Annotated in this window: 19 protein-coding genes; 9 read left to right on the top strand and 10 right to left on the bottom strand. The window is 74.0% G+C overall.

The window, feature by feature from the left end:
- Positions 1-50 precede the first annotated feature (50 nt).
- The 3 genes from BBH68_RS25210 (at position 51) to BBH68_RS25200 (ending at position 4,267) form a co-directional block, all read left to right on the top strand.
- Positions 51-1,514, top strand: a complete 1,464-nt coding sequence (locus BBH68_RS25210; protein WP_065965780.1) for an aminotransferase class I/II-fold pyridoxal phosphate-dependent enzyme — start codon at positions 51-53, stop codon at positions 1,512-1,514.
- Between the two features lie 99 nt (positions 1,515-1,613).
- Positions 1,614-2,168 (top strand): type 1 glutamine amidotransferase domain-containing protein, encoded by a 555-nt coding sequence (locus BBH68_RS25205; protein WP_065965779.1) that lies wholly within the window; start codon positions 1,614-1,616, stop codon positions 2,166-2,168.
- Entirely contained in the window at positions 2,168-4,267 is a 2,100-nt protein-coding gene (locus BBH68_RS25200) for a catalase (protein WP_065965778.1), read from the top strand. Before BBH68_RS25205 ends, BBH68_RS25200 begins: the two co-directional genes overlap by 1 nt.
- A gap of 85 nt (positions 4,268-4,352) precedes the next feature.
- Here BBH68_RS25200 and BBH68_RS25195 read toward each other — a convergent pair whose 3' ends face one another.
- Together BBH68_RS25195 and BBH68_RS25190 are read right to left on the bottom strand one after the other, a co-directional pair.
- Entirely contained in the window at positions 4,353-4,967 is a 615-nt protein-coding gene (locus BBH68_RS25195) for a TIGR03086 family metal-binding protein (RefSeq protein WP_065965806.1), read from the bottom strand.
- Positions 4,960-5,991, bottom strand: a complete 1,032-nt coding sequence (locus tag BBH68_RS25190) for an SDR family oxidoreductase (RefSeq protein WP_065965777.1) — start codon at positions 5,989-5,991, stop codon at positions 4,960-4,962. Before BBH68_RS25190 ends, BBH68_RS25195 begins: the two co-directional genes overlap by 8 nt.
- A gap of 277 nt (positions 5,992-6,268) precedes the next feature.
- Between BBH68_RS25190 and BBH68_RS25185 the strand changes: the two genes are divergently transcribed.
- The 4 genes from BBH68_RS25185 (at position 6,269) to BBH68_RS25170 (ending at position 9,354) form a co-directional block, all read left to right on the top strand.
- The gene (locus tag BBH68_RS25185; RefSeq protein ID WP_065965776.1) at positions 6,269-7,435 is read left to right on the top strand and encodes a baeRF2 domain-containing protein; all 1,167 of its coding nucleotides are present in this window, start codon (positions 6,269-6,271) and stop codon (positions 7,433-7,435) included.
- 26 nt (positions 7,436-7,461) lie between these two features.
- Positions 7,462-7,845 (top strand): DUF2795 domain-containing protein, encoded by a 384-nt coding sequence (locus BBH68_RS25180; protein ID WP_065965805.1) that lies wholly within the window; start codon positions 7,462-7,464, stop codon positions 7,843-7,845.
- 125 nt (positions 7,846-7,970) lie between these two features.
- On the top strand, positions 7,971-8,414 hold the full coding sequence (locus tag BBH68_RS25175) for a CBS domain-containing protein (RefSeq protein WP_065965775.1): 444 nt from the start codon (positions 7,971-7,973) through the stop codon (positions 8,412-8,414).
- 100 nt (positions 8,415-8,514) lie between these two features.
- A complete protein-coding gene (locus BBH68_RS25170; RefSeq protein ID WP_065965774.1) occupies positions 8,515-9,354 on the top strand; it encodes a methyltransferase domain-containing protein in 840 nt (279 codons plus the stop codon).
- Between the two features lie 154 nt (positions 9,355-9,508).
- Here BBH68_RS25170 and BBH68_RS25165 read toward each other — a convergent pair whose 3' ends face one another.
- Positions 9,509-11,092 carry an IS1182 family transposase gene (locus tag BBH68_RS25165; protein WP_065960697.1) on the bottom strand — a complete coding sequence of 528 codons (1,584 nt, stop codon included), beginning with the start codon at positions 11,090-11,092 and terminating at the stop codon, positions 9,509-9,511.
- Between the two features lie 84 nt (positions 11,093-11,176).
- Between BBH68_RS25165 and BBH68_RS25160 the strand changes: the two genes are divergently transcribed.
- Positions 11,177-11,536 (top strand): VOC family protein, encoded by a 360-nt coding sequence (locus BBH68_RS25160; protein WP_065965773.1) that lies wholly within the window; start codon positions 11,177-11,179, stop codon positions 11,534-11,536.
- 92 nt (positions 11,537-11,628) lie between these two features.
- Here BBH68_RS25160 and BBH68_RS25155 read toward each other — a convergent pair whose 3' ends face one another.
- The 7 genes from BBH68_RS25155 to BBH68_RS25125 form a co-directional block, all read right to left on the bottom strand.
- Complete coding sequence (locus BBH68_RS25155; RefSeq protein WP_065965772.1) at positions 11,629-12,033, bottom strand: DUF5709 domain-containing protein; 405 nt, start codon at positions 12,031-12,033, stop codon at positions 11,629-11,631.
- A 110-nt stretch (positions 12,034-12,143) separates the two neighbouring features.
- The gene (locus BBH68_RS25150) at positions 12,144-14,480 is read right to left on the bottom strand and encodes a DUF5107 domain-containing protein (RefSeq protein ID WP_065965771.1); all 2,337 of its coding nucleotides are present in this window, start codon (positions 14,478-14,480) and stop codon (positions 12,144-12,146) included.
- 143 nt (positions 14,481-14,623) lie between these two features.
- Positions 14,624-15,376 (bottom strand): 4'-phosphopantetheinyl transferase family protein, encoded by a 753-nt coding sequence (locus BBH68_RS25145; RefSeq protein WP_065965770.1) that lies wholly within the window; start codon positions 15,374-15,376, stop codon positions 14,624-14,626.
- A 71-nt stretch (positions 15,377-15,447) separates the two neighbouring features.
- Complete coding sequence (locus BBH68_RS25140) at positions 15,448-17,484, bottom strand: S9 family peptidase (protein ID WP_065965769.1); 2,037 nt, start codon at positions 17,482-17,484, stop codon at positions 15,448-15,450.
- 2 nt (positions 17,485-17,486) lie between these two features.
- A complete protein-coding gene (locus tag BBH68_RS25135) occupies positions 17,487-18,863 on the bottom strand; it encodes a M20/M25/M40 family metallo-hydrolase (protein ID WP_079151188.1) in 1,377 nt (458 codons plus the stop codon).
- Positions 18,856-19,689 (bottom strand): M55 family metallopeptidase, encoded by an 834-nt coding sequence (locus tag BBH68_RS25130; protein ID WP_065965767.1) that lies wholly within the window; start codon positions 19,687-19,689, stop codon positions 18,856-18,858. The genes BBH68_RS25135 and BBH68_RS25130 overlap by 8 nt, the downstream gene beginning before the upstream one ends.
- A gap of 78 nt (positions 19,690-19,767) precedes the next feature.
- On the bottom strand, positions 19,768-20,991 hold the full coding sequence (locus BBH68_RS25125; RefSeq protein WP_079151187.1) for an MFS transporter: 1,224 nt from the start codon (positions 20,989-20,991) through the stop codon (positions 19,768-19,770).
- Between the two features lie 67 nt (positions 20,992-21,058).
- Here BBH68_RS25125 and BBH68_RS25120 point away from each other — a divergent pair, with 67 nt between their 5' ends.
- The gene (locus BBH68_RS25120; protein WP_065965766.1) at positions 21,059-21,964 is read left to right on the top strand and encodes a LysR family transcriptional regulator; all 906 of its coding nucleotides are present in this window, start codon (positions 21,059-21,061) and stop codon (positions 21,962-21,964) included.
- Positions 21,965-22,063: the final 99 nt, after the last annotated feature.

The following is a 22,063-nucleotide window of genomic DNA, read 5'->3' as shown; positions in this document are numbered from 1 at the left end:
GCTGGCTACCCGCACTACCGGATCGGACGACCAGCCGGGAGGACCCCGCGATGGACCATTCGCACGCCCCCGTTCTCGACGCGCTCGCCGAGTACCGGCGGCGCCACAGCCGCCCCTTCAGCCCGCCCGGGCACAAGCAGGGTGCCGGGGCCGATCCCCGCGTCGTCGAGATACTGGGCCGCGGGGTCTTCGCCTCGGACCTGCTGCTGATGAACGGGCTCGACGACCGCCGGCTGTCCGGCGAGGTGCTGGCCCGGGCCGCGGCCCTGATGGCCGACGCGGTCCACGCCGACCACACCTTCTTCTCCACCTGCGGCAGCTCGCTGTCGGTCAAGTCCGCGATGCTCGCGGTCGCCGGGCCGCACGAGAAGCTGCTGGTGTCGCGCAACGCCCACAAATCCGTGGTGGCGGGCCTGATCATCGCCGGGATCGAGCCGGTGTGGGTCCACCCCCGCTGGGACGTCGGCCACCACTTCGCCTACCCGCCCGGCCCGGAGGAGGTCGAGGAGGCGTTCGCCCGCGCGCCGGACGCCAAGGGGATGCTGCTGATCTCCCCCACCGCGTACGGCACCTGCGCCGATCTGCGGGGCGTCGCCGAGGTGTGCCACCGGCGGGGCAAGCCGCTGGTGGTGGACGAGGCGTGGGGCGCCCATCTGCCTTTCCACGAGGACCTGCCGAGCTGGGCGATGGACGCGGAGGGGGACCTCTGCGTGACCAGCGTCCACAAGATGGGCTCGGGCCTGGAGCAGGGCTCGGTGTTCCATCTGCGCGGCGACCTGATCGACCCCGACGCCCTGAAGGCCCGCGAGGACCTGCTGGGCACCACCAGCCCCTCGGTGCTGATGTACGCGGCCCTGGACGGCTGGCGGCGCCAGATGGTCGAGCGGGGACACGAGCTGCTGGGGCGGGCCCTGGACCTCAGCCGCCGCACCCGGGCGGAGATCGCCTCGCTGACGGGTCTGCTGCCCCTGGGCCGGGAGGAGCTGACCGGGCCCGGGCGGGCCTTCGACCACGACCCCCTGATGGTCACCATCGATGTGTCGGGGCTGGGTACCAGCGGCTACGGCGTCGCCGACTGGCTGCGCTCCAACCGCCAGATCAACGTCGGCCTGTCCGACCACCGCCGGGTGGTCGCCCAGCTCACCCACGCCGACACCGAGGAGAGCTGCATGGACCTGATCGACGCGCTCACCGAGCTGGTCAAGCAGCGCGACGAGATGCCCCCGCCGGCCGGGGTCCACCTGCCCAGCCCGGCGGGCCTGGAGCTGGAGACCGTGATGCTGCCGCGCGACGCGTTCTTCGGACCTGCCGAGCAGGTCCCCATCGAGGAGGCGGTGGGCCGCGTCGCGGCGGAGATGGCGAGCCCGTACCCGCCGGGGGTGCCCGCGGTGGCCCCGGGCGAGCGGATCAGCCGCGAGGTGGCGGACTACCTGCGCAGCGGAGTCGAGGCCGGGATGTACGTACCGGAGACCGCCGACCCGTCGCTGCGCACCCTGCGGGTGGTGGCGCGGTGAGGAGCTGCCAACAGCGAGAACAACCAGAACAACGAGAACACCAGCAACACCGGCAACCAGCAACACCGATGACCCAGATCCGAAAGGACGTGAAACACCATGCAGGTCGCCTTCCTCGTCGCGCCCGAGGGCGTCGAGCAGGTAGAGCTCACCGACCCCTGGCAGGCGGTACGCGACGCCGGCGGCACCCCACGCCTGGTGTCCACCAAGTCCGGCCGTATCCAGGCCTTCAACCACCTCGACAAGGCGGACACCTTCGCCGTTGACCAGGTCGTCGCGGACGCGACGGTCGACGAGTACGACGGTCTGGTGCTGCCGGGCGGGGTCGCCAACCCCGACTTCCTGCGCATGGACGAGAAGGCCGTGGCCTTCGCCAAGGGCTTCTTCGAGGCGGGCAAGCCGGTCGCCGCGATCTGCCACGCCCCCTGGACCCTGGTGGAGGCCGACGTGGTGCGCGGCCGGACCCTCACCTCCTGGCCGAGTCTGCGCACCGACATCCGCAACGCGGGCGGCACCTGGGTGGACGAGCAGGTGAAGTTCTGCGACGGCGGCCCCAACACCCTGATCACCAGCCGGAAGCCGGACGACCTCAAGGCGTTCTGCGAGGCGTTCCTCGACGTGTTCGCCCGGTCCGGCTCGAAGGGAGCGCCCTGATGACCGAGGACCGCAAGCAACGACAGCGCGAGGAGCACCGGGCCGCCGACCCCGCCGAGGGCCCGCTGACCACCGACCAGGGGGTGGCGGTCGACCACACCGACGACTCGCTCAGCGTGGGCGAGCGCGGCCCCACCCTGATGGAGGACTTCCACTTCCGCGAGAAGCTGACGCACTTCGACCACGAGCGGATCCCGGAGCGGGTGGTGCACGCCCGGGGCGCGGGCGCGTACGGCTACTTCGAACCGTACGAGTCCTGCGCGGAGTTCACCCGCGCCGCCTTCCTCCAGGACCCGTCCGTGCGCACTCCGGTGTTCGTGCGCTTCTCCACCGTGCAGGGGCCGCGCGGCTCCTCGGACACGGTGCGCGACGTGCGCGGCTTCGCCACCAAGTTCTACACGTCCGAGGGCAACTACGACCTGGTCGGCAACAACATGCCGGTGTTCTTCATCCAGGACGGCATCAAGTTCCCCGACTTCGTGCACGCGGTCAAGCCCGAGCCGCACAACGACATCCCCACCGGCGCGTCGGCGCACGACACGCTGTGGGACTTCGTGTCGCTGCAGCCCGAGACCACCCACATGATGATGTGGATGATGTCCGACCGGGCCATCCCGCGCAGCTACCGCATGATGCAGGGGTTCGGGGTGCACACCTTCCGGTTCGTGGACGCGCGGGGCCGGGGGACCTTCGTCAAGTTCCACTGGAAGCCGAAGCTCGGGGTGCACTCGCTGGTGTGGGACGAGGCGCAGGAGTGCCAGGGCCGCGACCCGGACTTCAACCGGCGCGACCTGTGGGAGGCGATCGAGGCGGGCGAGTACCCCGAGTACGAGCTGGGGGTGCAGCTGGTCCCCGAGGAGGACGAGTTCACCTTCGACTTCGATCTGCTCGACGCCACGAAGATCATTCCGGAGGAGCAGGTGCCGGTGCGGCCCATCGGCCGGATGGTGCTCAACCGCAACCCGGACAATTTCTTCGCCGAGACCGAGCAGGTGGCCTTCCACACCGCCAATGTGGTGCCCGGTATCGACTTCACCAACGACCCGCTGCTCCAGGCCCGCAACTTCTCGTACCTGGACACCCAGCTGATCCGGCTGGGCGGGCCGAACTTCGCGCAGATCCCGGTGAACCGGCCGGTGGCCCCGGTCCGCACCAACCAGCGCGACGGCTACCACCAGTCCGCCATCCACACGGGAACCAACTACTCCCCGAACTCGCTGGGCGGCGGCTGCCCGGCCATCGCCGGCGCGGACGGCTACGCGTTCTCGCACTACACCGAGCGGGTCGACGGCCACAAGATCCGTCAGCGCAGCGAGAGCTTCAAGGACTTCTACAGCCAGGCCGCGCTGTTCTGGAACAGCATGAGCGACTGGGAGCGCCGGCACATCGTCGAGGCGTTCCGCTTCGAGCTGGGGAAGGTCAACGCGGTACAGGTGCGCGAGCGCACGGTGGGCCAGCTGGCGCATGTCGATCACGGCCTGGCCACTGCGGTCGCCGAGGGCGTCGGGGTGGCCCCGCCGGCCCCGGCGAACAACGAGCACAAGCCCGTGGCCTCCCCCGCGCTCAGCCTGGAGAACCTGCGCGGCGACGGCTCCATCCGCACCCGCCAGATCGCGGTGCTGGTCACCGACGGGGTGGACACCGCCCAGCTCACCCAGGCCCAGGAGGCGCTCAGCTCGCAGGGCGCCGTCGTCGAGGCCCTCGCCCCGCACGACGGGAAGGTGCTCGGCAGCGACGGCAACGGCTACGCGGTGGACCGCGCCCTGCCGACGGTGGCCTCGGTGCTCTACGACGCGGTGCTGCTGCCCGGCGGGCCCGTCGGCACCCCGGGCGTGCGGTCGGACGAGGCGGCCATGCGGTTCGTCCGGGACGCCTACCGGCACGGCAAGGCGATCGGGGCGCTGGGCTCGGGAGTGGGCATCCTGACGGCGCTGGACCCGGAGGGGCTGCACATCGCCTCGGGCCACGGGCACGTGTGCGCCGACCGCGGGGTGGTCACGGACTGCACGACCGGGACGGCGAGCGAGGAGTTCACCCGGGCCTTCACCGAGGCCATCGCCGCCCACCGGCACTGGGACCGGCCTCAGCTGCGCTGCTGAGCCGCACACCGGAGGGAACACGACCGATGGGCACCGCGCGGGGCGCGGTGCCCATCGGTCGTGTTTGTTCGTCGCTCTGTCAGAGTCAGACTTCCCGGCCGAGCAGGGCGAGCAGCTTGGCCTGGGCGTCGGCGCCCGACGGGGGCTCGACGGCGGCGGCGAACATCCCGCTCTTCTCCAGCTCCGCCGCGTACGGCGCCACCGCCCGCACCGAGAAGTCGACCAGCGGCTTGGGGATCCGCTCGTCCACCCCGATGGCCCGGGACAGGTCCCAGGCGTGGACCGTGGCGTCGATCGTGATCTGCGCGCAGTACTCCTCGGCGGGGGTCTCGCCGAAGGAGAGGTCGACCGTACGCTCCAGCGCGCCCGGGGCGGTGAACGCCTCGCGGGCCGCCGCGGCCGCCTCGTCCCAGGCGGCGACGGGGTCCTCGCCCAGCAGGTCGCCATCAAGGGCGTCGCCCTGCTCGGCGATCGTCCGGCCGTCCCGCACCAGCGGGGGCACCCACATCTGCTCGACCGCCAGGTGGTTCACCAGGTCGCGTACGGTCCACTCGGTGCACGGCGTGGGGTCGTCCCACTGGTCCGGCCGGATGGCGTGCACCCGCTCGGTGAAGAGGTCGAGCGCCTCGCGGTGGCGGGCGAGCAGCGGATCGTGGGGGCTGGGGCGGGTGTTCCGCCGGTCCCGGTCCCGCTCAGCCATGGCGTCCACACCCCTTCCGCAGCCGGGCGGCGGCGACCGCGCCACCGACCCCGGCGGCCAGCGCGGCGGCGGTGAGCGCGGGGCGGTGGCGGCCGAACCAGGGCTGCACCACGCGCCGCGCCACCTGGTCGTCGAAGCTGCCGTGCGCGCCGAAGTCATGGCCGCCGGTGCCGTCCGCGGGCAGCCACAGGTTGCCCGGGGCGTCGGTGTCGGTGGGCTCGGAGCGCTGCTGGGAGGAGAAGCCGGTGCGGCCCAGGTAGCGGTCCAGCAGGCCCGGGGCGACGGCGTTGGCCAGCAGCGTGGCGACGGTGCTGCCGCCGACCCAGTACTCCCGGCGGCGCGGGTGGTCGGCCGCGTACCGCACGGTGCGGGCGGCGACCTCGGGCTGGTAGATGGGCGGCACGGGCTGGGCGCGGCGCGGCAGCCGGGTCAGCACCCAGTCGAACTGCGGGGTGTTGAGGGCCGGGAGCTGCACCATCGTCACCCGCACCCGGCTGTGGCGGTGCAGCAGCTCGCAGCGCACGGACTCGTTCCAGCCCTGGATGGCGTGTTTGGCGCCGCAGTAGGCGGACTGCAGCGGAATGCCCCGGTAGGCGAGCGCGGAGCCGACCTGGACGACGGTGCCGCGGTCGCGGGGCAGCATATGGCGCAGGGCGGCGCGGGTGCCGTTCACAAAGCCCAGATAGGTGACCTCGGTGACGCGCCGGAACTCGTCCGGGCCGATCTCGGTGAAGGGCGCGAACACCGTCGTGAAGGCGTTGTTCACCCAGATGTCGATCGGGCCCAGCTCCTCCTCGACCTGCGCGGCCGCCTCGTCCACCGCCTTGTGGTCGGCGACGTCCACGGGCACCACCAGCGCCTCTCCACCGCGCCGCGACACCTCCTCCGCCGCGGCGGCGAGCCCGGTGCCGCCCCGGGCCAGCAGGGCCACCCGGTCACCGCGATCGGCGAACGCGCGGGCGGTGGCCCGCCCCACGCCGGCGCTGGCACCCGTCACCACCACGACCTTCGACTTATCGGTCATATGCGACAAGTACCCATGACCTGGACGGCCTAACACACCGCCGGCCCGGCCCTATGGACCCGGCCGTACGGCATCCGCGCCCCGGCACAGGCGCTCCGGCGCAGGGCATCGGGCGCGGGCCCCTGACAGCCCCGCGCCCGATGCCGCTTCCCACTCCCAATGGCCGCTCGGCCGACCACCGGGTCCCCACCCGTCCGCCGGGTCAAACCTCGTGTCGATGGGCGCGCGACGGGTACGCGTGGAGGACGCGAAACCGGGATCTCCCGGGAGGGAACACATGCGACTCGGATTCCTCAATCCGCTCTTCGAACGTCCAGGTCCCTGGGCCACCGTCTATTTCGACACCTCGCACCACGACCAGTCCTCGGCCGAGGAGCGGGAGCGCGCCGCCCGCGACGCCTGCCGCCGGCTGGAGCGGCAGGGCGCCGACCAGGACACCTGCCGCGCGGTGTACGACGCGCTGTGCGCGCTGCCACCCGCGGTGGAACCGGTGGGCCGGGCCGTCTTCGCCACCCAAGGCGAGGTGGTGCTCGACCCGCCGCTGACCGTCCCCCCGGGCGGAGCGCAGGCCTGCTGGTCGGCGCTGCCGCACGTGGGGCCGCTGCTGGACTTCGGCGGCGAGGACCCGTCCTGCCTGGTGGCCTACATCGACCGGACGGGCGCCGACTTCGAGCTGCGCGGCGCGCGGGGCACCGCCCCCGCCGGGGGGCTGAGCGGACGGCAGTGGCCGGTGCACCGCACCGCCACCGCCGACTGGTCCGAGCGCCACTTCCAGCTCAAGGTCGAGAACACCTGGGAGCACAACGCCGCCCGGATCGCCGACGAGCTGCGCGCCCGCCAGGAGCAGACCGACGCCGATCTGCTGGTCCTGGTCGGCGACGCGCGGGAGCGGCGGGCCGTGCACGACCGGCTGCCCGAGCAGCTGCGCTCCGCGACCGTCGAGACCGAACATGGTGGCCGCGCCCCCGGCTCGGCGCCGCGCGGCACCCACGCCGCCCGGCTGCTCGACCAGGATGTGGAGGAGGCACGCGCCCGGCACACGCGCCACCACGTCGACGAGGCCGTCGACCGGTTCCGGGCGGAGCGGGTGCCCGTCGACGGGCGGCTGGACGCGGCCGAGGGCGTGCCCGCGCTCATCGACGCGGCGCGCGAGCACCGCATCGACACGCTGCTGGTGCGGCCCGACGGCGCCGATGTCTACCGCGAGGTGTGGGTGGGCGCCGACCCCGACCAACTGGCGCTGCGCCGCACCGACATCCAGTACCTGGGCGACACCCGGCCCGCGGCGGCCCGCGCGGACGACGCGCTGATCCGCTCCGCGGCCGCCACCGGAGCGGAGGTGGTCGCCGTGCGCACCGCGCCGGACGACCCGGACGCCGTGCCGGTCGGCGGGCTCGGCGCGCTGCTGCGCTGGCCGTACGAGGGAGGCCCGGCAGGGCCGTGAACCACGAGAGCGAGGAGGACCACACCATGCAACGAGGCAGCGATCGGCTGAGCGTCCACAAGGACGACGAGATGAAGCACGAGCTGCAGGGCCTGATCCGCTCGGGCCACCCCACCCGGGCCGAGGAATGGCACGACCCGGAGCCGGGCGCCGACGACGACCCCGACGTCACCACCGGGCCGGTACCGCCGCGCGGCGCGGGCGGCGAGGCCGAGGCGCTGCGGTTCGAACTCGCCCGCCACCTGGGGCGCACCCCGTTCCCGGCCAAGCGCGGAACGCTGCTGCGCGCCCTGCACGAGGCGCATGCGCCGGACCGACTGATCGAACTGCTCGGCCACCTGCCCGAGGACCGCACCTATCGCAACGTGCAGGAGGTCGTCTCCGGCCTCGGTCTGCGGCCCCGCGCCTAGCGCCGCACAGCACCCGACGCATAGGTGCCGCGCAGGAGGTGCGCAGGCGGTGCATACCCGGGGCGGCCCGGGGTACTGCGGCAGCACTCCATCGCAGCAGACCAGCGAAGAGAAGGCGAGCAGACATGGCACAACAGGTGAAGGACGTCATGACGCCGGCCGTCGCGACGGTGCGGCCCGACGCCTCCGTGGTCGAAGCGGCCCAACTGATGCGCGCTCAGGACATCGGCGATGTGTTCGTGGCGAGGGACGGCGAGCTGCTCGGCGTGCTCACCGACCGCGACATCACGCTGCGCGCGGTCGCCGACGGGGTGGACCCCCTGACGGTGAGCTGCCAGGCGGTGTGCACCCCGGATCCGGTGAAGGTGGGCCCGGACACGGACGTCACCCAGGCGGTCACGCTGATGCGCCGCCACGCGGTGCGCCGGCTGCCGGTCGTGGACGGCGGGCGCCCGCTCGGGGTCGTCAGCATCGGGGACCTGGCGCAGGAGCGCGACCCCGATTCCGCGCTCGCGGACATCAGCCGCGCGGCCCCCGACAACTGGCCGACCCCGGGATCGACCATATAGCGAGACACCCCTCTCGATATGCGAGATGACGGCGTACGGTGGCGATGTCGTCAGGTCGTCTCGATGTCGTCGAGATGTCGCCTCGAAGGGGAGCCGAGCCATGCCCGGGAACACCACCGCCGCCACCGCCGCCACCGCTGCCACCGCCGTCTACACGCATGGACACCACGAGTCGGTGTTGCGCTCGCACACCTGGCGCACCGCGGCCAACTCCGCCGCGTATCTGACCGGGCACCTGAGGCCCCATATGCGGATCCTGGACATCGGCTGCGGCCCCGGCACCATCACCGCGGACCTGGCCGAGCTGGTCCCCCAGGGCGAGGTCGTGGGCGTGGACACCGCGCCCGCCGTGCTCGACCAGGCCCGGTCGGTGGCCGCCGGGCGCGGGCTGTCCAACGTCCGGTTCGAGACCGGCGATGTCCACGCCCTGGACCATCCCGACGACTCGTTCTGCGTGGTCCACGCCCACCAGGTGCTCCAGCACCTCGCCGACCCGGTGGCCGCGCTGCGCGAGATGCGCCGGGTGTGCAAGCCCGGCGGGCTGGTGGCGGTCCGCGACTCCGACTACGCCGCCATGACGTGGTACCCGGCCGTCCCCGGCCTGGACGACTGGCTGGACCTGTACCACCGGGTGGCCCGGGACAACGGCGGCGAGCCGGACGCCGGCCGCCGGCTGCTGTCCTGGGCCCGCCGGGCGGGCTTCACCGAGATCACCGCCACCGCCGGGACGTGGTGCTACGCCACGCCGGAGGAGCGGGCGTGGTGGAGCGGCCTGTGGGCCGACCGCACGGTCGCCTCCTCGTACGCCCGGCGGGCCGTGGACGGCGGCCACGCCACGCAGGAGGACCTGCGGCGGATCGCGGACGCGTGGCGGGAGTGGGGCGAGCGGGAGGACGGCTGGTTCACCGTGCTGCACGGCGAGGTGCTCTGCCGCGTCTGAGACCGCGTCCGAGACCGTGTCCGAGACCGTGTCCGGGACCGTGCGGGTGACCTCCTCCGGGCCTCTTATGACGCCCGGCGCGTGTCAACTAGAAGGCTCATGAAGATCTTGAAGAGGGGGCCATCCGGCCGGAGGCCGGGTGGCCCCCTCTTGGCTATGGGGTGGCTGGGGTGAGGTGCCAGGTGCCGCTGGTTCGGGTGAGTCCGAGGTTGATCAGCCGGCGGAGGTTGAGGGCGGCGGCGCGGTGGTGGAGCCAGATGTTGTTGGCGATGACGCCGCGGTAGCGGACTCGACGGTTTCCCTTGGCGACCAGCCAGGCGATGGCGCGTTCGACCGGGGGCCGCCATCTGCGGTATTCGTCCTGCCAGGCGGGGTCGGTGGCCGCCTGGTGGCGGGCCGCGGACAGCAGTTCGCGCTGGGGGTGGACGTTGAGGGTGCGCCCGGTCTTGGACCTGGTGCAGCGCCCGCGCAGGGGACAGTTGGTGCACAGGTGCTTGAACTGAGCGGTGCGGGCACCGTCGGCTTTGACCTGTCCGAGGTTGGCGGTGTGTCCGGCCGGGCAGGTCGCGGTGCCGGCCGCCAGGTCGATGTGGAAGTCGTCGATGGTGAAACCGCCGGGGACGGCCTGCCGCAGCGGCGGCGGCTTGATGACCGGGGTATGGCCGTCGGCCTGCAGGTGTGCACGCAGGTCGCCGGTGCCGTAGGCGGAATCGCCGAGCACGGTTAACCGCGTGTCCGGTTCCTCGTCGGCGAGCAGGCGGGTGGCGACGGCGGCCTCGTGGTTGTCGGAGCCGTGGCCGCTGGTGAGCGCGACGGCGGTGAACAGCCCGGTCTCCGGCTCGAAGGACGCATGTCCTTTGAAGCCGTCCTGGTGGCGGGTGCGGTTTTTGTGGATGTGGCGTGCGTCCGCATCGACGGTGGACACGGTCCGGTCCGCGACTGTGCGCCGGGCGATGCGCCAGCGTCCGTCACGCCCGTCGGAGTCTTCGGCCGGCTCCACGTCCTGGCCCGCGACCAGGGCCAGCAGGCCCACCGCGTTCGCCGCCTTCTCGCCGAGTTCCCGCTCGGGCAGGTGTCCGAGCAGGTTGATCGCGTCGGTGACCAGCGCGTCGATCAGCGTGGCGCGTGCTTGCTCGTCGGCCCAGGCGATCCTCGGCTTGCCCGGGTCGGTGTAGTCGTGCGCGCGGCACCACTGCGCCGCCGTCTCCTCGCCTCCGGGGACCTCGCGGATCACCCGGCGGATCGCGGAGATGATCTGGGTGACGGTGTCCTGGGTGGCCACCGCGTCATCGAGGACGGTGGAGTCCAGTGCCCGGCGGTGCTTGCCCTTGAGGACACCGGTGGCCTTCACGACTTCACGCACGGCCTCAAAGACCCGGTTCGGGCGGGTGGAACGGCCCAGACGACGGCGGAAGTAGGCCAGGAGCGACGGGTCGAAGGCCATGTCGTTGAGGCCCAGCCCGCAGGCGGCCTTCCACCGCAGGTCGCAGCGCAGTTCCTGGACCGTCTCGAAGTCCGATAGCCCGTGCAGGGCCTGCAGGGTGATCGCAGCGGCCAGGATCTGCGGGGGCATGCTCGGCCGCCCGTTCGCCGATGGATACATGTCCGCGAACATCTCCACCGGAAACAGCGCACCACGATGCTCGGCCAGGAACGCGAACACACTCCCCGCCGGAATCAACTCCCGGCAGGTCTCCCACACATCCGGCCCGACCGTCTCTCCGGACCATTCACCCATCACCACAACAACGAGTCTGGCCCCGCCGCTCACACGGCGGGGCCAGAACCCCAAGATCTTCATGAATCTTCTAGGCTCGCCCGCATGGACATTCTCGGGACCTCGCTACGGGTGTGCGTCAAGGATCTGGACGCCGCGATCGCCGTATACGAACGACTGACCGGCACCGAGGCGCTCCGCTTCCAGCGCGGCGGTGTCTCGGTGGCGGCCGTCGGGTGCTTCTTCCTGATGAGCGGCCCGGAGGCGGAGCTGTCCATCCTCCGCAAGATCACCGCGACGATCGCGGTGAAGGACGTGGACGACGCGGTGGCCGATCTGCGGGCCGTGGGCGCGGACATCATCGCCGGTCCGCTGCCCACGCCCATCGGCCGCAACCTGGTGGCCCGTCACCCCGACGGTTCGGTCTTCGAGTACGTCGACCGGCAGCAGGGACAGGCGGCCTGAGCCGCCGCCGGCCGGGCCCGGCCCCCGGCTGAACCGCCCCCCCTGAACCGCCGCCGACCGGGCCCGCCGTCAGCCGGGCCCGGACTCGGCCGTCAGGCGGGCGGGAAGGGCTCCTCGCCGAGGTCCTCGTCGTCCTTGATGCGGACCGCGTCCTCCTCGGCGGACAGCCCGCTGGTCGAGCCCTCCTGGGAGTACACGTCCTGCTCGCGCGGCAGGTCGGGGTCGGGCTCGTCGTAGAGCAGCCCCGCCCGTTCCTCCTCCACCCCGCCGGGCCGCTCCCACAGCTCCGGCTCCTCGTCGCGCAGCCGCTCGTCGAGGGACTCGCGCTCCCGCGCGCCCTCGTTGGTGGTGGCGCGGTACTCGGCGATCGTCGGCTCGTCACCGGGCACCGGCAGCTGCTGCGGATCGCTCGCGCGCTGCTGCTCGGGGGTGCCGTCCTGGAGGTCGGGGATGCCCTCGTCCTCGGGGTCGGCGCCGGGGTCGTGCGGCGTGTTCACCGTCGCGGCTCCTTCCGTGTGTGAGAACCGGATGTCCGGTTCCGTGGCCGGCCCCGGACGTCCGGTTCCGCTGGTCCCGGACGTCCGGCGGGTGCCCGCGACGGCCGCCGTTATGCGGGCCGCATCCGGAACTCGTAGCGCTCCGGCAGCGGGTGCTCGGCGCGCGCCCGCTCCCGTACGTCCTCGGTCACCGCTCCCCCGTCGCCCGCGACGAGCCGCTCCGCGATCGCGTACCAGGTCTCGCTCAGCGCCTCGTCGCCCTCGCGCAGATCCGCCACCTCGAAACCCTCGTCGAAGATCGCCCGCGCGGCCGCGGCGTCGCCCCGCGCCAGCAGCGCCTGGGCGGTGAGCAGCCGGAAGCGGCCGCGCTCACGGACGGCGGGGCGCAGCGTCCCGAGCACGGTCAGCGCCTCCCCGGCCCGCCCGGCCGCGAGCAGCGCGGTGACCGTCTCACGGCCGAGCGCGGCCTCGGCGGCCTCCGTCGCGGCCGGGTACGCGAAGCCGGCCGGCGGGGCGGGGGCGACCGGCGCGATGCCCACCTCCCCCGGGGCTCCATCGGGCACAACGGCGCCGGGGGCGCCCGCGTCATGGCCGCCGCCCGCCCGCGCGGGGGCGTGCGCCGGCGTGCCCGCACCCCGCGCGCCCCCGGCGCCCCCGGCGTCCAGGGCGCCCACCCCGGCGGTCGCCGCGGCCGGGACCCGGGCCGGCCGCCCGTGCGGGCCCGGAGCCCCGTCCTCGTCCACGGCCACGCCCACGCCCGCACCCGTGCTCGCGCCCACGCCCACCTCCGCCGGCGGCGGGGCCGCGGCCAGGACCAGGTCCATCGCGCGCAGCAGGCGGTCCGCGGCGCGGGCCGGGTGGCCGGCGACGCTGTCGGCGACGGCCAGGCAGCGCAGCGCCCACGGCGTCTCCGCCCACCGCAGCGACCGCTCCCAGCTGCGGGCGGCCTGGGCGCGGTCGCCCGCGTGCCACTGGGCCACGCCCAGGTGGTACTCGGCGGCGGCCGTGGAGGGCGCGGCCTCCAGCAGGTCGCGCCAGGGCGGGGAGACCAGGGAGCAGCCGGGGTCGGTCAGCGGCTCGTCCGCCTCCCAGGCCGGAAAGGCGCCGGTGCGCAGCAGCCGGCGCCACGGCTCCTGCTGCTCGCCGAGGGTGTCCGGGTCGAAGGGCGTGCCGGGCAGCCGGTAGCCGCCGCGCTCGACCTCCAGCGCTCCCCACCCGGAGCCGGTGGCCAGCCGCTCGCCGGGCTCGGCGTCGGCGTACGGGCGCCAGGCGGCGTAGGCCGCCGCGACGGCGGCGCGCGGCGCGGCCGACTCCAGGCGGGACTCGACCTCCCGCCGGGCCGCGGCCCAGTCCTCGCCGTGGACCGCGGCCGGGTCGGCGGCCAGCGGTCCGTACGCCTCCAGCCAGGCGAACTCCTCGCCCGCCTCCAGCGGCACGTGCTCCAGCTGGGTGCGGGCGAGCCCGGCCTGGATCTCGGCGTAGCCCCCGGTGCCGGGCTCGGTCAGCCACCGCTGCCAGCGCCGGCCGCCCGGCCCGGCGCCCCACAGGAAGAGCTTGCGGCCGCGCAGCAGGTCGGTGGAGGTCTGGACGAGCCCGTGCCCCTCCTCGTCGAGCGAGGCGATCCAGGGGCGCGCGTCCTCGGGCAGGTCGTAGAAGTAGTCGGCGGGGTAGGCGCCGCGCAGCGGGTACGTACGGTCGGCGCCGTCCCACGCGGGGACGGGGACGTGGCGCAGGGTGCGGCTGTAGCCGAAGTGCCAGGCGGCGTCGGCGGGGGCGAGGACGCGGGTGCCCTCCGCCTCGGGGACCGCGATGTTGGACCACCAGTAGACGGGCGCGGGCCGGTGGTGCGGATTGCGGATCCGCACCCCCACGTACAGGAAGTCGGAGTCCTCGGGCAGCCACAGGTCGACTTGGAAGGGCAGGTCGCGCAGCCGCTCCCACTCCCACAGCCGCACCATCTCCCCGCCGTCGGGCGCGGGGACGCGGGCGGCGTGCAGCGGGGCGCAGGCCAGGGTGGTGTGGCCGGTGGCGCCGATGTTCCACTCGATGCCGCCGGAGAACCAGGCGCCGTTCAGCGCGAAGTCGGCGGGCTGCACCACGGGGTTGCGGTACAGGAGTTCGCGGCCGGTCGGCTTGTGGTGGAGGGAGTGCACGCGGCCGCCGAGGCCGGGCAGCACGGTGACCCGCAGCCGGTCGTTCTCGAGGACGAGGGCGTCCAGACCGGCCGGGGCCCGCCGGCGCCCGTAGCCGTCGCGCAGCCGCACCGGCAGCACCGAACGCAGCGGCTCGTACGCGGTCTGACGGGCCATGTCGGCGGGCAGCGCGGCCCGCGTGGTCTCGTCGATACGGTGCACCTCGCGCGGAAGCCGCAGCGCGGGCAGGGGGTTCTCGGGCCCGAGCGGGGCGGTGGGAAGGGTCAGGGTGGTACGTCGCACGCTCGTTGCCACGGGCTGCCTCACTCCGACTGCCTTGGGTCGCCTCCGGCTACGGCGACCGTGTGATGACCATGGAACAACGGCGCGGCGCCGCTGACCAGAGCGTCCCCGCCCCGAACACCCGCGCGCCGCGCTCCGGCCGCGGCCGGAGCGCCTCAGCCCAGCAGCGCGTACGCCGCCGCGTACCCCGTCCCACCGGTGTCGGCGGCATCGGCGGCGGCCGCGGCCAGATGCTCGCCGGGGATGTCGGTCAGCGTCCAGGGCCCGACCGGCACCGGCCGCTCCCCCGTGCCGACGTAATCGAGCGCCGGGTCCTGGGACAGGCCCGTGCCGAGGCCCTTGAGATACGCCTCCTTGCGCGTCCAGCAGCGCGCGAAGGCTGCGGGCCGGTCGGCTTCCGCGAGCGACTCCAACTCGGCGCGCTCGGCCGGGTGCAGGCTGCCGGCCACCTGGGCCACGACGGACGCGGGCTGCACCCTCTCCACGTCGGCGCCGATCGGCGCGCCCGCGAAGGCGAACAGCACCAGGTCGCCCGCGTGCGACAGGTTGAAGTGCAGCGGGGTGCCGGCGACCGCGGGACGGCCGTGGGGGCCGCCGCAGCCGGGGCAGGCCTCCCGGGTGAACGGCACCGTCGCGGGGTCCAGGTCGAGGTAGCCGCCGAGCAGCTCCCGCAGGCCCAGGTGCGCCGCCGTGTACCGGTGCCGGTCCTCTGTCCGTACGAACCGCGCGGCCCGCTCCCGCTCGTCGGCGTCCAGGATCTTGCCGGGCCGGTCCTGGTCCATGGCGGAGATGTACCGGGAGACGCTGAGCAGCCAGGTGTCGGGCGCGGCCTCGCGCGGCCACGCGCCGGCCACGGCGGCGGGCAGCGGATCACGGCCGACGACGCGCGGTGCGCTCGGGGGTGTCAACTGGCTCCTCCAGGTGGGTCGGTGGCAGGGGCGGTGCGGAGTCCGCGGCGGGGGCGGTGCCGCGGGTGACGCTACGCGGTTCCGTCGGTGAGCTCCAGGGTGGGCACACCGGGCGGGGCGATCCCGAAGGCCCGCGCGTACAGGCCCAGTTCGGCCTCCAGGGCGCGGATCATCGTCTCGGCCCGGCGGAAGCCGTGGCTCTCCCCCTCGAAGGTGAGGTACGCGTGCGGGACGCCGCGCCCGGCGACCGCCGCGAGGAAGCGCTCGCACTGCACGGGCGGGCACACCGGGTCGTCCAGGCCCTGGAGCAGCAGGAAGGGGGAGGTGACACGGTCGGCGCGGTGCGCGGGCGAGCGGTCGCGGTAGCGCTCGGGGACCTCGGCGAGCGGCCCGATCAGCGTCTCCATGTAGCGCGACTCGAAGTCGTGGGTCCCGTCGTCGGACCAGTCCGTGAGGTCCAGGACCGGGTACTTGACCGTGGCGCACGCGTACAGCCCGGTGGAGGTGAGGGAGGCGGCCGCGGTCCAGCCGCCCGCGCTGCCACCGCGGATGGCGAGCCGGGCCCGGTCGGCGCTGCCCTCCTCGGCGAGCGCCTCGGCCACGGCGGCGCAGTCCTCGACGTCCACCACGCCCCACCGCTCGCGCAGCCGGTTCCGGTAGGCGCGGCCGTAGCCCGTCGAGCCGCCGTAGTTGACCTCGGCGACGCCGATGCCGCGCGAGGTGAAGTACGCGATCTCCAGGTCGAGGACCACCGGGGCGCGGCCGGTCGGGCCGCCGTGCGCCCAGACCACGTACGGCGGCGCCTCGCCGTCGGGCGCGGTGTGGTCCGGGTTGCGCGGGGGGTACACGGTCGCGTGGACCTCCCGGCCGCCCGGGCCGGTGAAGGTGCGCTCCACCGGGCGCGGGTAGTACGCCGGGTCGATCGGGTCGATGTGCGCGGCGCCGATGGCCCGGGCGTGGCCGGTGCGGGTGTCCAGCTCCACCACCTCGGGCGAGCTGTACGGGCTCGCGGCGACGCCGAACACCCGGCTGCCGTCCACGGCGAGCGTCGCGTCCCACTCGGTCCACGGTCCCGGCGCGTCGGCCAGCTCGCCGGTGCGCGGATCGAGGATGCCCAGGCGGGCGGCGCCCCGGCCGTGCACGACGGCGATCAGCCCGCCGGGCAGCGGGGCGAACCAGCGCTGGCCGAGCTTCCACAGCGGCCCGCCGAACTCCTCCTCGCGGGGGCACAGCGCGACCGGCCGCCCCGCCCCGGCTCCGCCGTCGGTGTCCGCCTCCGCCGGGTCGAGCCGGTGCAGATTCCACCAGCCCGTGCGGTCGGTGGCCGCGAGCAGCGCGCCGTCGGGGGCCCACTCGGCCTGGGCGACCGACTCGTCCGGCCCGCCCAGCACCGCGCGGGCCCGCGCGAACGTGCCGTCCCCGGCCACCTCCGCCACCATCACGACCGTGCCGTCCCAGGGCATCCGCGGGTGGTCCCAGGCGATCCAGGCCACCCGCCGCCCGTCCGGGGAGAGCCGGGGCCCGGTGACGAAGCGGTGGCGGTCGTCGGTCAGTTCGCGCACCGCCGCGCGGTCGTCGGCGGCCGACCCGTCCAGCGGCACCGCCGCGATCACCCGGCGCACGGCGGTCGGTCCCGGGCCGGTGAACTCCTCCAGCACGCCCCACACTTCGCCCCGCTCGGCGTGCAGCCGCAGGTCCGCCCAGCGCAGCCCGCCGCCGAGGTCCGACACCGGGGTGAGCGGGCGCGGCGGGGCGCCCGCCGGGTCGTCCGGCTCGTACGCGTACAGCCGCTGGTCGGCGAAGTGGGCGAAGACGACGAGCGGGCCGCCGGACGGGCGGGGCACGGCGGCCCACGGCAGGCCGCCGTACTCGATGACCCTGCTGCGGGCGTTCCACGGGGCGGGCAGCGCGCTGACCTCCGCGCCGTCGGGCCGCCGCCGCACCAGCGTGCGCCGGCCGCCCTCCTCGGGGCGGGGTTCGGTCCACCACACCTCGTCGCCGACGGTGCCCACGTACTCCGGGTGGCCGTCGTGGGACGCGGCGAGCGCGGCGTCGATCGGGGACCGCCAGGCGCCGAAGGGAGTGGTCACCGCGGTGTTGTCACCCATCCTCAAGCCCTCCGCAGGAAGTGGTCGAGCACCCGCACGCCGAAGTGCAGGGCGTCCACCGGCACGCGCTCGTCCACGCCGTGGTAGAGCGCCTGGTAGTCGAAGCCCTCGGGCAGCCGCAGCGGCGAGAAGCCGTACCCGGCGATGCCGAGCCGGGAGAACTGCTTGGCGTCCGTGCCGCCGGACATGCAGTACGGCACCGCGTGGCCGCCCGGGTCGAAGTGCTCGACCGCGGCCCGCATGGCCTGGTACGTGGAGCTGTCGACCGGGGCGCCCAGGGCCACCGAGCGGTGGTGGAACTCCCAGTCGACCTCCGGCCCGGTGAGCCGGTCCAGGGTGGCGCGGAACTCCTCCTCGCCGCCCGGCACGATCCGGCCGTCCACATACGCCGTGGCGCTGCCGGGGATGACGTTGACCTTGTAACCGGCCTCGAGCACCGTCGGGTTGGCGCTGTTGCGGACCGTGGGCTCCACGAGGGACGCGGCGGGCCCGAGTTCGGCGAGCAGCGCGTCCACGTCGAAGTCGGCCGCGTCCACGTCGGCCTTGAGCCCCCGCAGCGCGGCGATCCCGGTCAGCGCGGCCTTCACGGTCGGCGTGAGCCGCACCGGCCAGCGGTGTTCGCCGATCCGCGCCACGGCGGCGGCCAGCCGGCTGACCGCGTTGTCGCGGTTGACCTTCGAGCCGTGTCCGGCCCGGCCCCGCGCGGTGAGCTTCAGCCAGGCCGTGCCGCGCTCCCCCGCCGCGATGGGATACAGCCGGACCCCGGACCCGGCGTGGAAGGTGAAGGCGCCCGACTCGCCGATGCCCTCCGTGCAGCCCTCGAAGAAGTCGGCGTGCTCGTCGGCGAGGAAGCCGGAGCCGGGCTCCGCGCTGTCCTCCTCGTCGGCGGTGAACGCCAGCACGATGTCCCGGCGCGGCCGCACCCCCGCCCGCGCCCAGGCGCGGACGGCGGCGAGCACCATCGCGTCCATGTTCTTCATGTCGATCGCGCCCCGGCCCCACACCACGCCGTCGCGCACCTCGCCCGAGAAGGGGTGCACGCTCCAGTCGGCGGGCTCGGCGGGCACCACGTCCAGATGGCCGTGGACCAGCAGCGCGGGGGCCTCCGGGTCGGTGCCCGCGATCCGGGCGACGACGTTCGTACGCCCCGGGTCCCGCTCCAGCAAGGTGGCGGCGATGTCCGCCTCGCCCAGCTTCTCCGCGACGTATTCGGCGGCGGGGCGCTCCGCGCAGTCGCCGCCGCCGCGGTTGGTGGTGTCGATGCGGATCAGCTCGGAGGTGAACCGCACCACCTCCTCGAGCGCCCGCTCGTCGATCACCTCGCCCGGCTCGCCCGGCTCATTCGGCCCGCTCGGCCGGCTCGACCCCGGCTCAGCCATACTGCTCCTCCACCGCGGCCGACACGAGCGTGGTGACCGCCTTGAAGCAGCGGATGCCCTCGTACATGGTCGGCGAGGTGTAGGCGACGCGCCGCACTCCGCTGCGCTCCACGCCCGGCACCACGGTCGCCGCCCCCACCAGGTGCTCCGCGTCGAATTCCAGCTCCACGGTGAACGGCCCGGCCTGGGCCGGTTCGTGCCGCACGGCCAGCGGGACCGCCTCCCGAGCCGCCGCCCGGATGTCCGCCGCCGTACGGGCCGGGGTGCGGCACACCGCCGCGTACCGCGACACATAGTCCTTCACGGCGACCGACCGCGCCCCGGGCGCGTACCCCTTGGCGTCCTCGCAGGTCCGGTCGTCCCCCGTCACCAGCACCACCGGCACCCCGTACTCGGCGACGACCAGCGAGTTGAGCCGCCCCTCGCTGGCGGGCACGCCGTCCACCCACACGCCGGTGATGGAGTTGGCGAGATATGTGTGCGCGAGGACGCCCTCGGTCCCGGCGCCGGTGTGGTAGCCGACGAACGCGATCCCGTCCACATCGCCGTGCTGCACCCCCTCGACCATGCTCAGGCTCTTGTGCTTGCCCGTCAGCATGACCGCCCGCTCGTCCAGCTCCTCCAGCAGCAGATTGCGCATCGTCCAGTGCGCCTCGTTGATCAGCACCTCGTCCGCGCCCCCCGCGAAGAACCCGGCGACCGCCGCGCTCACATCGGAGGTGAACAGACGACGGCAGCGCTCCCACTGCGGCGTGCCGGGCAGCACGTCCGCGGGCCAGGTCACTCCCGTGGCGCCTTCCATGTCGGCGCTGATGAGGATCTTCATGCCGGGTCACGTTACGCGCCGGGCGCGGACCCCGGCTACCGGACGCGAAGTTCTGACCGGGGGCGGTCGGCGGCCGGGCTAACGAAGCACCAGCGTGGTCGCCAGGGCCGGGCCGAGGGCTCCGCCCATGAGGTAGCCGAGCTGGAACAGGCCGATGGCGGTGGGGCGTTGCCGGTCAGGTACGGCGGAGGCCGCGGCCATGGACTGGGTGGCGTTGGCACCGGTGGCACCGAAGACGGCCAGGCCGATCGCCACCAGCAGCACGGGGGCGCTGTGGCCGAGGACGGCCCCCGCCACGGCGAGCGCCCCGGCCGTGAGCAGGACCGCTCGCACCCAGGTCCGGCCCAGGCGGGCGGAGACGGCCGCGAAGAGGAGGGTGAACGCCGACCCGGCGATCATGGCGATCATCTGACCCACCGCCACCGCGCCGGTCGTCCAGCCGGCCCGATCGGAGATCAGCCGTGGGACCGCGAACAGCAGGGTGAAGTACGACGCGGACAGGACCAGGGCGATCAGGACCGAGCCGCGGAAGAGGCGGGAGCGCAGCGCGGCGGCGGGGACGTAGCCGTCCGGGCGGCGGCGGATGTGCGGGGCCAGGAGGAGGGCGGCGATGGCCGCCACGCCCAGGGCGGGCAGCGGGTTGGACGGCAGCAGGACGAGTCCGCTGGACAGGACCGCCAGCAGCACCGCGCCCCTGGCGTCGAAACGGCCCTCGGCGGGGGGTGCCGGCGCGGTGTGGCGGCTGACGGCGGGGACGGCCAGGAGGGTGACCCCCAGGATGGACAGCGCCGCCCGCCAGGAGACCGCGTCCGTGAGGCGCTCGCCGAGCAGCGGCCCCACCGCTCCCAGGATCCCGGCCCCGGCGCTGATCACACCCATGCGGCGGGCGGTGCCGGCCAGGTTCATGGCGATGGCCATCATGCCCGCGCCGCCCACCGCCTGGCCGGCCCGCCCGACGAGGGTGAGCGCCAGCCACGGCGAGACGGCCACCAGCACGGTGCCGGCGGCCACGAAGGCGGCGCTGAGCCACAGCGCGGCGCGTGTGCCGCGCCGTCGCAGCAGCGTCGCGATCAGGGGCGTGGCGACCGCCAGTGCCAGCCCGAAGACGGTGACCAGCCATGAGGCGGTGGCCGTGGTGACATCGAACGACCGGCTCATGGCGCCCAGGATCAGGACGGCCGCGTTGCTGGCGGCGGCGACCGGTGTGGCGAGCAACGCGAGCCAGAGGATGGGGACGCGGCGCGGGGATTCACTCGTGGTGGAGGGGGTGCGCGCGGCGTCCGCGCCGGAGATGGTGGACATGGCCTCGACCCTGCTCCATCAGGTTCGCTCATGGAAATGCTTTGTGCGCATCCCTACCATTCGCCGCATGGATGAGCTCCGTCGGACCGATCTCAATCTGCTCCTGACCCTGCACGCCCTGCTGGCCGAGAAACACGTCACGCGCGCGGCGCTCCGGCTGCACAAGAGCCAGCCGGCGGTCAGCCACGCACTCGCGCAACTGCGGACGCGGTTCGACGATCCCCTGCTGGTGCGCCAGGGCGGCCACATGGTCCTCACGGCGCGCGCCCAGGCTTTGGTACGGCCCCTCGAAGACGCCCTGACCGGCCTGAACGAGTTGCTGAGCGCACCCGACTTCGACCCGTCGCTGACCCGCGGGCGGTTTCGGCTCGCGCTGTCGGACTACGCGGCGCGCATCGTGCTGCCCCCGCTGGTGCGGCACGTCCGCCGCGAGGCGCCCGGCCTCGACCTCGCGATCAGCCAGGCCGGCCGGGAGGCGATGCTGGCGCAGCTCACGGACGGCGAACTCGACCTCGCGCTCGGAGTCTTTCCCCACCCGCCCGAGGACATCGAGGTCCGGGAGCTCTTCCGGGAAGAGTTCGTCAGCCTGGCGGACAGGGCGGCACTGCCCGCGAAAGGAGGGCTGTCGCTGGAGGAGTGGCTGGAGCGGCCGCACATCATGGTGGCCATGCGACCCGATGCGCAGGACGAGATCGAGACGGCGCTGGCGGCGCGCGGACTGCGGCGGCGTCTCGCCGTGACCCTGCCCCACTGGAGTGCGGCGGTGGATCTGCTCGCGGGCACCGATCTCGTCCTGACCGTGGCCGGCCGGGCGGTGGGGCCGATGCGGCGGCACCGGACACTGCGGAAGTTCACGCCGCCGCTGGACCTCCCCCGGTTCGCCTACCAGCAGGCGTGGCACGTTCGCCGGGCGGACGATCCGGCACATCGCTGGCTGCGTGAGGCCATCGCCGGCTGCGTGAGGCCGTCCTGAGCTGCGCCCGACCCCCCGGAGACACCCGGAGTAACCTCATGCTCACCGTCCCGGAAAATGGATAACTCGAGATATAATAACTGCACCTATTCATGCCGA

The organism is Streptomyces sparsogenes (assembly GCF_001704635.1).
Lineage (GTDB): Bacteria > Actinomycetota > Actinomycetes > Streptomycetales > Streptomycetaceae > Streptomyces > Streptomyces sparsogenes.
The sequence above is the reverse complement of the archived record's forward strand: the minus strand, read 5'-3'. Positions and strand labels throughout refer to the sequence as shown.

Bases quoted from the DNA above. Each gene is read 5' to 3' on its own strand.
- BBH68_RS25210 (WP_065965780.1), top strand. From the start codon at position 51: ATGGACCATTCGCACGCCCCCGTTCTCGACGCGCTCGCCGAGTACCGG.
- BBH68_RS25205 (WP_065965779.1), top strand. From the start codon at position 1,614: ATGCAGGTCGCCTTCCTCGTCGCGCCCGAGGGCGTCGAGCAGGTAGAG.
- BBH68_RS25200 (WP_065965778.1), top strand. From the start codon at position 2,168: ATGACCGAGGACCGCAAGCAACGACAGCGCGAGGAGCACCGGGCCGCC.
- BBH68_RS25195 (WP_065965806.1), bottom strand. From the start codon at position 4,967: ATGGCTGAGCGGGACCGGGACCGGCGGAACACCCGCCCCAGCCCCCAC.
- BBH68_RS25190 (WP_065965777.1), bottom strand. From the start codon at position 5,991: ATGACCGATAAGTCGAAGGTCGTGGTGGTGACGGGTGCCAGCGCCGGC.
- BBH68_RS25185 (WP_065965776.1), top strand. From the start codon at position 6,269: ATGCGACTCGGATTCCTCAATCCGCTCTTCGAACGTCCAGGTCCCTGG.
- BBH68_RS25180 (WP_065965805.1), top strand. From the start codon at position 7,462: ATGCAACGAGGCAGCGATCGGCTGAGCGTCCACAAGGACGACGAGATG.
- BBH68_RS25175 (WP_065965775.1), top strand. From the start codon at position 7,971: ATGGCACAACAGGTGAAGGACGTCATGACGCCGGCCGTCGCGACGGTG.
- BBH68_RS25170 (WP_065965774.1), top strand. From the start codon at position 8,515: ATGCCCGGGAACACCACCGCCGCCACCGCCGCCACCGCTGCCACCGCC.
- BBH68_RS25165 (WP_065960697.1), bottom strand. From the start codon at position 11,092: ATGGGTGAATGGTCCGGAGAGACGGTCGGGCCGGATGTGTGGGAGACC.
- BBH68_RS25160 (WP_065965773.1), top strand. From the start codon at position 11,177: ATGGACATTCTCGGGACCTCGCTACGGGTGTGCGTCAAGGATCTGGAC.
- BBH68_RS25140 (WP_065965769.1), bottom strand. From the start codon at position 17,484: ATGGGTGACAACACCGCGGTGACCACTCCCTTCGGCGCCTGGCGGTCC.
- BBH68_RS25135 (WP_079151188.1), bottom strand. From the start codon at position 18,863: ATGGCTGAGCCGGGGTCGAGCCGGCCGAGCGGGCCGAATGAGCCGGGC.
- BBH68_RS25130 (WP_065965767.1), bottom strand. From the start codon at position 19,689: ATGAAGATCCTCATCAGCGCCGACATGGAAGGCGCCACGGGAGTGACC.
- BBH68_RS25125 (WP_079151187.1), bottom strand. From the start codon at position 20,991: ATGTCCACCATCTCCGGCGCGGACGCCGCGCGCACCCCCTCCACCACG.
- BBH68_RS25120 (WP_065965766.1), top strand. From the start codon at position 21,059: ATGGATGAGCTCCGTCGGACCGATCTCAATCTGCTCCTGACCCTGCAC.